This is a genomic window from Vibrio mimicus CAIM 602 (assembly GCF_000338875.1).
Taxonomy (GTDB): Bacteria; Pseudomonadota; Gammaproteobacteria; order Enterobacterales; family Vibrionaceae; genus Vibrio; species Vibrio mimicus.
The window spans coordinates 95882-107569 of record NZ_AOMO01000027.1 but is presented as its reverse complement, the minus strand read 5'-3'; the positions used below and the strand labels follow the sequence as shown (position 1 = coordinate 107569).

The 11688-nt window shown below is 45.4% G+C and carries 9 protein-coding genes and 3 pseudogenes; 5 read left to right on the top strand and 7 right to left on the bottom strand.

All coding sequences use genetic code 11. The features are described 5' to 3' along the window. Window positions 1-77 precede the first annotated feature (77 nt). From D908_RS11530 to D908_RS11540, 3 genes are all read left to right on the top strand, one after another. A complete protein-coding gene (locus D908_RS11530; RefSeq protein WP_000395666.1) occupies window positions 78-716 on the top strand; it encodes an HAD family hydrolase in 639 nt (212 codons plus the stop codon). A gap of 152 nt (window positions 717-868) precedes the next feature. Further along, entirely contained in the window at window positions 869-2485 is a 1617-nt protein-coding gene (locus tag D908_RS11535; protein ID WP_005524016.1) for an EAL domain-containing protein, read from the top strand. A gap of 67 nt (window positions 2486-2552) precedes the next feature. Continuing rightward, window positions 2553-2906 carry a rhodanese-like domain-containing protein gene (locus tag D908_RS11540; protein WP_001171565.1) on the top strand — a complete coding sequence of 118 codons (354 nt, stop codon included), beginning with the start codon at window positions 2553-2555 and terminating at the stop codon, window positions 2904-2906. 37 nt (window positions 2907-2943) lie between these two features. On the opposite strand, the pseudogene D908_RS11545 reads toward D908_RS11540, so the two are convergent. Together D908_RS11545 and pncB are read right to left on the bottom strand one after the other, a co-directional pair. Then, window positions 2944-3986: pseudogene (locus D908_RS11545) on the bottom strand (oxidoreductase). Window positions 3987-4016: 30 nt separating this feature from the next. Then, window positions 4017-5324: a nicotinate phosphoribosyltransferase gene (gene pncB / locus D908_RS11550; protein ID WP_001088540.1), complete on the bottom strand. Its 1308-nt coding sequence runs from the start codon at window positions 5322-5324 to the stop codon at window positions 4017-4019. 283 nt (window positions 5325-5607) lie between these two features. Between pncB and D908_RS11555 the strand changes: the two genes are divergently transcribed. Next, window positions 5608-6324: an NUDIX hydrolase gene (locus D908_RS11555; RefSeq protein ID WP_000637380.1), complete on the top strand. Its 717-nt coding sequence runs from the start codon at window positions 5608-5610 to the stop codon at window positions 6322-6324. A 13-nt stretch (window positions 6325-6337) separates the two neighbouring features. On the opposite strand, the gene D908_RS11560 is transcribed toward D908_RS11555, so the two are convergent. The 3 genes and pseudogenes from D908_RS11560 to D908_RS22515 all read right to left on the bottom strand — a co-directional run bounded on the left by D908_RS11560 (window position 6338) and on the right by D908_RS22515 (window position 8916). Then, window positions 6338-7576: a zinc-dependent metalloprotease family protein gene (locus tag D908_RS11560; protein WP_005524011.1), complete on the bottom strand. Its 1239-nt coding sequence runs from the start codon at window positions 7574-7576 to the stop codon at window positions 6338-6340. A 42-nt stretch (window positions 7577-7618) separates the two neighbouring features. Continuing rightward, window positions 7619-8292: pseudogene (locus D908_RS11565) on the bottom strand (hypothetical protein). 288 nt (window positions 8293-8580) lie between these two features. After that, entirely contained in the window at window positions 8581-8916 is a 336-nt protein-coding gene (locus D908_RS22515) for a winged helix-turn-helix transcriptional regulator (protein WP_000382992.1), read from the bottom strand. Between the two features lie 370 nt (window positions 8917-9286). Between D908_RS22515 and D908_RS11570 the strand changes: the two genes are divergently transcribed. Continuing rightward, window positions 9287-9916 carry an esterase/lipase family protein gene (locus tag D908_RS11570; protein WP_000706549.1) on the top strand — a complete coding sequence of 210 codons (630 nt, stop codon included), beginning with the start codon at window positions 9287-9289 and terminating at the stop codon, window positions 9914-9916. A gap of 168 nt (window positions 9917-10084) precedes the next feature. On the opposite strand, the gene D908_RS11575 is transcribed toward D908_RS11570, so the two are convergent. Then, a complete protein-coding gene (locus D908_RS11575; RefSeq protein ID WP_005520522.1) occupies window positions 10085-10381 on the bottom strand; it encodes a DUF134 domain-containing protein in 297 nt (98 codons plus the stop codon). A 126-nt stretch (window positions 10382-10507) separates the two neighbouring features. Then, a pseudogene (locus D908_RS0119230) lies at window positions 10508-11598 on the bottom strand (ElyC/SanA/YdcF family protein). Between the last annotated feature and the right edge of the window lie 90 nt (window positions 11599-11688).

Below are 11688 nucleotides of genomic sequence, written 5' to 3'. Positions count from 1 at the left end.
ATACCCACTTTGGGGTTCTCACTCATCCGTAAAGTGTGTGACAATAGCCGCTCATTTTTTTGACGTAGGTAGGAATGATGGAATTTCAAGCTGCCATTTTTGATATGGATGGTCTGCTACTCGATACGGAGCGAGTCTGTATGCGCGTATTTCAAGAAGCATGCGCGGCTTGTGAGGTGCCTTTCTATGAAGAGGTGTACTTATCTGTAATTGGCTGTAATGCCAAAACCATTAATGGCATCTTAAGCCAAGCTTATGGTGATGATTTACCGAGATTACATAACGAGTGGCGCCAACGTTATAACGCCGTTGTGATGCATGAAGCCATTCCTCATAAAGAAGGAGTGGTTGCTTTACTTGAATGGTTAAAAGCACGCTCCATTCCGCTGGCAGTCGCGACCTCAACTCAACAAGAGGTCGCCTTAGTCAAGTTGCAACTGGCGGGTTTAGATACCTATTTCGATATCATCACTACGGGTTGTGAAGTTACCCAAGGCAAACCTCATCCTGAAATTTATCTGCTCGCCGCACAACGTTTGGGGGTTGAACCTGAACTATGCCTTGCGTTTGAAGATTCGAATAACGGCATTAAAGCGGCCATGGCGGCCAAGATGCAAGCCTTCCAGATCCCGGATTTGGTCAAGCCAAGCTCAGAAGTGATAGCGCTGGGGCACCCGATTTGTCGCAGCTTAAATGAAGTGATTGACCTGCTTTAACGCTGGCGAAGTTGCGAACATGTGGCGTGTTATGTGAGGGTTAGCGATATCAACAACAATCTCTTCTATTTCCGACAACACAACGTAATGCATTGCCTTGCATTACGTTGTGTTACATAGTTCAGTCATGTCTGCCACGCTGAATCATCATAATGGCTAAGGAAAAGGCTGTGATCTCAAAAATCCCGACAAGAATTGCGCTAGCGATTTTCTTTGCACCGTTGGCTGTCTTTTTTCTAACCTTGCAACTTTGGGTACCACAAGTTGCTCAATATCTGCTGAATCAGAAATTCGAGCAAATCAATCTGTATCTTGAGCAGCGTAGCCTTGCTTTGGATAGCATGATTACACAGCAAGTACAGGCTCTCTCTTTTACCTGTAACGCTGACGATATACGTCTGATCAATGATCCTCAGTATTACAACCGATTTGTTCGCTTGATCGGCGTTGAAACCGCACAAGGTGAAGGCTGTACAACCATAGGTTATCCCGTTCACTTCCCAAAGCATTCATCCGTTGATGAAAACAAAGCGCCTGATCAAAACATAGCGACAGAAGAAGCTGTGTTGCCTGAAACCATTCAGCCCAACCGATTCCACCTATCCGCCACCCCCAAAAATCAAAACGCAGCAAGCGAATTGTTGATTCAGTACACTGAACCCAGAGGGCATGTGTTTTGGATTATCGATGGGAGCTGGGGGCAAGAGCTGCTTCGCGAACCCTGTACAGATTGCTTTTATCTCCAGTTTCGCTTTCTTGACCCCATGCTCAGTGAGCTTGCTATTCAGCGCGGCAATTCCGATTTAATAGAACAGACCAATCGGTTATCCGTTCATCGCATTACCGGTTCTGCTCCTTTTCATAGTGAGCAAACGTTGCTTGCTGGAGAAACCTTACACAACTTTGCGCGTCAACAAGTCTTCATTTGGGGAATCCCTATCGCTTTACTACTTGGGCTTGTTTTGTCCATCGGTTATCTGATCCTACGTAACTATCGCAATTCGATAGAAGGTTTGATCGAAAAAGGGCTACGTGATGAGGAATTTATCCCTTATTACCAACCGATCGTTGATTTAAGAACGCAAGAAATTGTGGGTTATGAGGTACTGTTACGTTGGCAAAAAGGCCATCAGTTAGTACCTCCCGGCCTGTTTATCTCCGCCGCAGAAAGTTCAGGTTTGGTCGTCAAAATCACCCATCAGCTCATGCAGCAAGTCTATCGGGATCTTACTCATATCCCCGAATCACGTTGGGTCAGTATCAACGTAGTGGCGGATCATCTTGAACAACATCACCTCAGTCGTTTTCTTGAAAAACTACAGTGGCCTTACAGCGAACGCCTCAAATTTGAGCTTACTGAGCGAGTTCCGATCAAAGCGATGACTCAAGCTCAAGAAGAAGTGTTTTACCTATTAAAAAAGGGTTACCAATTTAAAATCGATGATTTCGGCACTGGCTATGGCGGGTTCGCCTACTTGCAAAATCTGCAAATCGCCAGCATCAAAATCGACAAAATGTTTGTCGACACCATAGAGACGAGCGACGTCAAAATCAGTGTGTTGGATTCCATCATCGCGTCAGCCAAACAAGGCAATATTGAGGTGATCGCGGAAGGGGTTGAGCGCCAGAACCAAGTTGATTACTTGGCAGAACGTGGTGTTTATTGGATCCAAGGCTATTTTTACGCCAAGCCAATGCCGTTAGAGCAAGCCTTGGCGTTTGATATTTCACCAGCAGCACCCGCCAATTTGGCTGCCGAAGAACAATAAATCACTTGCTTGATGAGACGATCTCAGAGCAAATTATGAATTGAATATCATAAAGGGAGTTTGAAACATGCAAAAAAACTGGCCTAAAGCGATTCTAGCGCTGCTTACCGCTTGGTTTAGTACCGGAGCGGTAGCGTCTGAACGAGCTGAGATTGCTTGGCAGATGGTGAACGATGGCGCACTGCTAATTGATGTGCGAACAGCTGAAGAGTATGCCCAAGGTCATCTGGACGATGCACTTAATTGGCCATTAAGTGAGGTAGAAACGGCTTTTCAATCCGTAGAGAAAGATAGCCCGATTGTGGTGTATTGCCGCAGTGGTAACCGTTCTGGCATCGCGCAAAAATACCTGGTCGAGCAAGGCTATACCCAAGTGCATAACGGCGGCGGGTACGAAGAAATGCGTCAAGCGGCCAAGTGATGTAGATCTGCTTGTACCGCTGACATGATTGAATCGACTATTGGCGGGGAATAACTATTCGCTGCCCTTTTTCGCTGCTTTCTAAAGCCAATTCAATCAGTTGGATAGAGTGCAGCGCCGATTCAGCAGTAACTGGGTTTGGGGCCCATTTTGAATGGCCTCAACGACTTGTTGGAAGTAGTGCTGATAACCACCCAGCTCAGTTTCTATGCGTTGCTCGCTCTCTTGCTGATACAAAGAACCATACAAATCCGGTGACTCTTGTGCCCATTCTGGCTTATTCGGCAGCATTCCCACTTTCAAGCGATCTTCCTGCGGATCTAACCCATATTTCACGTATTTACCCTGAGTGCCGAGCACTTGGTAACGCACATTAGGCTCAGGGCTATACAAATTCGCGTGCAGGCGCACCACATGCTGTGGGTAATACAATTGCAGATCAAAATAATCTATGGTGGTGGCTTCTGGCCGCATCATACGACAATCCGCCGATAACGACTGCGGAAGACCAAACAAAGCCAAAGCTTGATCAAGTAAGTGCGGCGCTAAATCAAACAAAATGCCGCCCCCTTCCTGCGCCTGTTCACGCCAGCGCTGGCGAACCACAGGGCGATAACGATCAAAATGCGATTCGAACAACTTCACCTCACCGAGTTGCCCTTGCTCAATGAGTTTTTTTACAGTCAGGAAATCACCATCCCAGCGGCGATTATGAAACACGCTCAACACCAGCCCTTTCTGCTTCGCTAGCTCAATAAGCGTTTTGCCTTGTTCGATACGAGTCACAAACGGCTTTTCCACAATCACATGCTTGCCCTGTTCCAAGGCCAGTTTCGCCAGAGAAAAGTGCACATCATTGGGCGCTGTAATGATCACCAAATCCACATCACTTTCACAGATCAGCTGCGGCGCTGTTTCAAAATAAGACACCTGCGGATAATCATCTTGCACTGTTTGCTGCTGACTAGAGCTGATGGCGCCAAGCGTGAGCGAATCTAACGCCTCAATAAACGGTAAATGAAAGGTTTTGGCGGAATATCCGTAACCAATAACGCCAACTTTGAGCGGTGTATTCTGCATAGCAAGCAACCTCTGGTGAATCAGCGGCGATTAGGCCGCTGATATGTAATGGCGTGGTGAACGCTTTTGTTGACGAAGCTCTTGGATCAACGCATCAACATCAAGCTCAATATTAAAACGACGTTTGAGATTAGCGAGGAAGATCGGGTCTTCACACATCGCTTTCTCTGGTTGGTCACTGATCTTCGCCACAGGGCGGCCTTGGCACTCCGCCAATTTAATCACAACGGATAACGGACGATATTCAACACCCGCTGAATTACGCCACTGCCCTAGATCATTGGTTAAAAATGTACCAATACCAAAAGAGATCTTCACTCGTCCGGCAAAATATTCGCACAAATCCAGCGCCTGCTCAAAATTCAGACCATCAGAGAAAATGAACAGTTTACTGGTTGGATCGATGCCAAGCTGTTGATAGTGAGCGATCATCTTGTCACCCCAACGGAACGGGCAACCCGAATCGTGCCGCACACCATCATAAGCGTTCGCCAAATGACGGTTGAAATCATTTAAAAAGGCATCAATGGTTAAGGTATCTGTCGGAGCAATGGCGAGCATACCATCAAAAGCCGCGAGCCAACGCTCCAAAGCGACTTGTTGCGAATCGCGTTCATTCACCAGAGCTTGGTGCCCCATAAACCATTCATGAGCAATGGTGCCGATCGGCTTTAAATCGAATTCACGGGCAAAATGGTAGTTGCTGGTCCCCAGCATCCATTCAGGGATTTCTTGTTTTAAACACGCCAACACATCACGCTGCACTTGGCTAGAGAAACGACGACGCGTCCCCATTTCGGTCAGTGAAAAATTGTTGATCCCACGACGAGCAATCTCCGCTTTTAGTTTGCTTAGCTTCGTTTTTAGCACCTTGAGCGGCAATTCTTCAGGCACATCTGCCCAGCGCTGGCGGCTACGAATTTCAGAAACAATCGCCATCACTAAGGTTTCGTACAAAATGGTATCGCGCCAGCTACCGCGAATACCAATACGCAGCTGCTGTTTGCCCGCATGTTTAATGATCCCCATTTCCACTTGCTCTTGTGGAGCAAAACGGAAATAGCGCAGAGACTGCAAAAAGGTCGGCTTCAGATGTGGTGCATGTTGCATCAGATAGTGAATATCCGCATCCGAAAAACGCAGAGAGCCAAGATGGGCAATCTCTTGGCGAATCTCATCCAGCAATGTACTGACATCTTCATCACTGCGCACAATCAACTCATAGCGCACCGATACATCCGGATAGAAATGGTGTATCGCCTGCATCATATTGATTTTGTAGGCATCGAGGTCGAGCAGACTACGAATGATGTGGGGAGAAAACAGGCGTGAGTTCATGATTGCCTTCCTTCAGTTCACTTCAGACGTTAGTAACATTTTGTTGCTAACTTTTGCAGGCACGATAATCGAGCCACCCACGTTTGTCAACTTTTGTGACAAACCCACAATAAACAGAAGGACTCACCGGTGAATGTTAAATCCCAATACTTTCAGCACTCTATTTCATTCCAGTATCGCGTTATATACACCACCAATTTAAGTTAATCACATTTTGTTATTTACATTTGACCCTTACCTTTCAGTTACCTAGAATAGCCGCATCCCACTTTAGGAAAGTTGTATGATTGTCACCATTGATATGATCTGTCTGCGCCTAGCCCCTACGGGCATTGAGACCTTATTGGTCAAACGCAGCAATCCCAACCGTCCTGACTACGGTCTTTGGGCAATTCCAGGAGGGTGGGTTTTCGATGAGGATATGAGCGCGCAAGGTGGCGAGCCCGCAGATAAAGATTTTGACTCAGCGCGTCGACGCATCTGTCGTCAAAAGATCCATACCTATCCGAATTTCATCAGTGACCCTTTGGTGGACGGCAACCCTAAGCGTGATCCTAGCGGTTGGAGCATCAGTATTTCTCACTATGCTTTGCTTAACCATTCCAACGTCAAGCAAATTGAAGATGCAGGTATGGATCAAAGCCGCGTTGATTGGTTTGCACTTGAAACGATACTGCAAGGGCAGCAACTCTTGGCTTTTGACCATGTGGCACAAATTCAACACGCTTGGAAAAAGCTACGCGCTGCGGTGGAGTACACCTCAGTGGTGTTGTTTTCACTTGAGCAGGAATTTTTGGTTGCTGACATCATTGACGCTTACGCCAAATTTGGGGTGGAAGTGAATCGGATGACGGTGAAACGCCGGCTGATTGATACTGGCGTGATTGTCAGTACAAATAGAATTGCCGCCTCTAGCAAAGGTAAAGGCGGCAAACCTGCGACAGTCTATCGTTTAGCCAGCAATGAAGTGATCTATTTTCAAACTTGTTTGCGTGGCTAGATAGCTCACAAGATTAAGGGAAAGAGAGACGGAAACTATTCAAAGTACCTACTTTCCCTGTTTTATGGTCTTGAATTACTAATCGCCATTCACCTTCAGTCGCCACTGGATCGACGTCATTCAAAGTAAACTTGACCTGATAAGTCTGTCTACGATCATAGTTATTCGCTTTTTTCAGCATCCAATACCCATTGTCTGGTGCATACAGCATGATACTGATGTCACCACGGAACTGATGCGTAATATCGATGTCCACCTCAGCACTTGTCGCCTGCTGAGAAGAAACTTTGATAGGTAAAGTTAGCGTTTGCTTATCCGGCAGAGCCACAGGCCCCTCAACGGTGAAGACTTTATCAGTAGTCGGTGTTGGTTCCGTACTACCCGTGTCACCGCCATCGATAGGCGCAGATACACTATCGTAAATTTGCGAAATTTTTGGCGTAGTTAAGCCAATTGCACGTACCGCATTGGCATAATCTTTCACACCACAAGGCGAACCTTCACACACCAGATCTGGGCTAGAGAACTTGTAGCTACGGCCTACACCAAACAGATGCGGATAAGCCATGATAGTGGCGAATTGGTTTTGTACCCCGTAACCATAAGCATCCACTTCTGTTTTATTTATTAAATGTGGAAGATAGAGCGAACCGTTTCTCTTGTACTGCTCATGGGCATGGTTAAGACCAAAATTGTGCCCTAATTCATGAATAAAGGTCTCTGCACCACATTCATTCAAGTAGCTGTGGCTGTACATTCTCTTCTTCGCTTCCTGAGGAAAATTCCACGTTGATGGAGCCACGATCCATGCCAAGCCGCAGCTGATCGAATAACCATTTGGCCGACGTTCGTAGTCAGGTGAATTATTCACATCAAGGTAACGGAAAACCGCGACCATATCCGCACCAACCTGTTTGCGGTAATTTTCCACATCGGCAAACGCAGGATCGAGTGATTTAAACGGTGAAGCTGCATCCAGCACTTCATCTTGCGATTTTTTCAATCCCTCCTGCGTGTCGTACTGCACTTCTTTGGTTGCCACCAGATTTACATTGATATCCAGTCCACTGTCTTTAAGCACTTTATTCGCCACATTCACGCTGTGTTGCATTTGCGCGATATGCTCTTGCTTGAATCCAGTCGCAGTATCCGGGGTGTATAAGCCTAGAACATCAATTTGAGTCGTAGCCGCCCAAATTGCGGGTGAGCAAAGCCCGACACTCACGGCTAGTGCCAATGACGCCTTTTTCATAGTAACTCCTAGTTTTTGTGTAAATGCGCAATATGCGCGAGGTTAATGAGCACGATCGTGTGATTGAGGATCATGCCCAAAGCCATGGCTCTCTGGGACGCGATAAAGCCAAGCTTGCTCCCACTTCCTTCTATTTTGATTGAGCCTTGGGGATGGCCGATAAAACCCATGATTGAGTTCTGGCCAAAGGTAAAGGTGGCAGGGAAAGTCGCGCCTTGGGTCTCAAAATTTCCAGACCACGTCAGCACGCCTTGATCCTGAATGTGTGATTCTTCGATTGAAACTTGAATGTTCTCGCCATTAGGGAGAAGAAATGTTGCCGTATCTCCCTCCATCAAAGCTCGGAATTGATCGATGTTCTCAAACTCTATGGCTTGGATTTCGGTCACCGCTTGGCTCTTAGGTTTGAGTTCCGCTAACTCGGGAGTCGGATTGATCTGCAGCCAGACTTGCTCAATGTTTTGAGTGCCCGTAATGCGATCATCTTCAACGACCGCTTCCTCGGCTTCGGTATGTTCCGTTTTTTCTACCGCAGCAGGAGGTGGCTCATTGATCGATAGCTCGACGTTTGGTGCAGGTTTAGGTGTGGTGACTCGTACCTGTTTTTCGTCCGGTAAATCGTCCTGTGGTTGCTGGGGCGATGTTGAATAGCGCAATAAAACACCAACACAAAATAGAACAAGAACAGATAAAAATATCAACTTTGAAAGTTTCATTTAATACACCAAGATTATGAATTGCGTATTGGTGTTATAAATAAAAAAGCGGTTGTATAACAATTCCTTTCATGTGATCTTATGCCAAGAATAAAAACTCTATTCTCGATGAATAATAAATCATTGAATGGCGATCAAATTTTATCAATCCATAATCTTTATCTCAATTTTACGATATTTTATCCATGACATAATTTTAATCATTCTCTGACACTATTACTGATGTGTTTTAAGAAAAATAAAAGCCTGCAGATTAAATTGCAGGCTTTATTTAGTCACTTAAAGTTATTATCTTTCATGTTCGACTATTTGGCATATCCATCTATATAATGCGCTCGCGGCCACTTTGCCGGTCTCAGTCAAACCATAGTAAACCGTAACCGGTATGGTTGGTTTCTGTTCACGCCAAACCCATCCGGCCTCTTCTAACATCTTAAGTCTTTGACTCAGCATCTTACCTGATATGCCAGTTAATGCTGATTGTAGTTCACCAAAACGCACTTGCTCATACGATTCAAGGTGCCAAAGTATATGTGCCACCCATTTTGTTGAAATTCTGTCTAGCTGTTCTAAAGCGATCAAGTCATTAAGGGGTATTCTTTGCGGCTTTATATTTACGTCCACGAATATTCTCTATTTGTTGTTGTGTTTGTTCAGCCATCATAACATTTGAATAGATTCATTCAACGTATTAGCTCATAAATAATATGCTTACTAATTGTAAGTAAGTTTATTATTTTATCGTTTTTATTCGATCTGTAATTTAGAAAATATGGCTTAAAAGTTCAGCTCTCTTACTGCTTTCCATCACGCAGAAAAATGAAACAAGTTTGCAACAAAAAGCACTTTTAAAACGCATTTTCAGCTAGAAACTTGTTCTATTTTTTCGAAAAACAAAATCCAGATAATCTTATGCTTCTTTTTCTGGCCTTTTTATTCCTTACAAAGCATGGTTAGATAATAAGCATCTTTGTCGTTGAGGAAGTCATTACTCATGAAGATCGTTATTCTGCATGGTCTATACATGCATGGCTTAGTCATGCAGCCTCTCGCCCAGCGGCTGAATAAGCTTGGATATCAAACACAAGTCATCAGCTACAACACGGTAGCGATTGATGATGAGAAGGTGTTCCAAGCCATTGACCAAGCGCTTAGTCCCCGTCAAGTTAACGTATTGGTTGGTCATAGCTTAGGTGGCTTGATGATCAAACGCTATTTACGCTCTCGCCGCCCTCCTCTGAGTTTAATTTCTCATGTCGTGGCCTTGGGATCACCACTCAAAGGGGCTTCGATTGTGGGCAAAATTCAACAAATGGGATTTGGCGCTATTTTAGGTAACGCACCTCTGTATGGATTGGAACTGCACCAAGATACGTGGGAACTTCCACAATTACTCGGCAGCATAGCCGGAACCTTGCCGTTAGGATTTCGGCCAATTTTACTCGGTGGATCGCGACTGTGTGATGGAACCGTGACTGTAGCGGAAACTCAAATTTCCGGTATGGCCGATCATCTCCAACTTCGCCAGAGCCACACAGGTTTGGTGTACAGCCACAAAGTGGCTCATCAAATTGATCATTTCATTCGCCACGGTAAGTTTCACCATAAAAAAATCCCCGAATGAAATGATAAGTTTCAGTCGGGGTAGCCAGGTGAATAAGAGCTTGGCAAAAGAACCACTCTCAACGCATGGATAGAAGAAGAAAGTGGTTGGTCACAGCGGTTCTGTAACACGTAAGTTACCATTCACCTTGCGGGTATGCAGGTTGCTTGTCTCGATTAGTTTAATAGCCTAATCCGATGAAATTTTTTCCTGCGCTTGAATATGGAGTGCTTTCTGATTCAGTAAGCAGTCCACCACTTTAAATCGTGCGGCTTTGACCAAATTGGCCAATGTTTGCCGAGAAACTTGCATTTGCAGAGCCGCTTGCTGCTGCTGTAGCCCAAGCTGATCAACCAATCTCAATGCTTCGAGTTCATCAGGTGCTAGCTCAACACTGTCGAGTTGACTCATGGGAACACCATTGGGTTTAAAACAAGATGCGGGGGGATGACAGCCAATTCGGCGCGGAATTTTAGGACGAGCCACGAGAAAGATTCCTTATGCAATTCACCTCGGTATTGAAAAGCAAATACCCTTGGAATTCAACCAACAAAACGCTACACAAACAAAGAGGCCGCTTAGCGCGGCCTCAGATTTATCTCATTAGCAAAACTAGCGAGATTCTAATGGGTAAGAGCGGTAGCTCCACATACCGTAAGTACGCAGCGCGTCACGGTAGATGCCTAACAACTCACCGCTGGATGCTTTTTCAAGTTCATTTAGTGGCTTGTCAGGATACGAAACCGTATCGAATGTGATGCCTTTCGGGCCAGTTTGCCAGCTCGCCACTTCAAATAAAGTTTGTCCACGGCGAACATGACTTGCCGAACTAATGATGGTCGCGTGCTTGATACCATGGCGAGCCAAAGCGTAACTGCTAAATAACGCGTTATCGACCGTGCTGGTAGCGTAGTTTTCTTCAATAATACGTGTTGCGCTAACACCACGTTCAATCAGCCAATCCGCCATCAATTTCCCTTCGGTTTTATGATTTTGCGGCACACCACCGGTCAAAATAATCATGGCTTCTGGGTTAGCTTTTGCCATCGCAAGAGTGGTTTCTAAACGCTTAACCAAAATTTCGTGCATTGAGCCATCAGGATTCAGCGCGTAGCCCAATGTCACAATCGCTCCATCTTGCCCTAATTTTTGGGTTGCTTCGGCTTTCAAAGGTGTTGCCACAATGCGATCTACCGTTTCAAGAATACGTTGCAGATCCACAGCTCGACCAGCATTTAAGGACTTCACTGCTTTAAAGTGTTTCTGGTAAGCCGCATCATTCCCTTTAAATTTTTGCCACACCGCTAAATAGGTATGCACATCAACGTCATCAGGAGCAACACTGAGTGCTTGGTTAAACAGCTCAATCGCTTGGTCAACATTCTTGTTGTAGATCTGTGCATTCGCAGCGGAAATTAACAAATCGGTTCGATAAGGCTCCAGTTGATAAGCCTCGAGCAGGCGCTGAGTAACAATTTCCATATTGCTAGGCATTTTGGCCGTAAACCCAGCATGTGAAACTCGTGCTGGAGACTTAAATGCGGTTAATGCATCTTCCAGAAGTTGATCCACAACTTGGCGTTGAGTAACAAACTGGCTGTATTCAACGCTAGGCTTAGCCGCATTCTCTTTCGCAACGACCGAGTAAGGCAGCTTAATGCCATAACACCACTGATGGCAAGGGTGAGGAGTGTTTTTTTCATTATGATAGTTCCTTATTTAGAGCAGCAAAAAAATTAATCTATGAATAAATGGACGATCAAACCGTGACTTATTTCGCATAGTAAAAATTC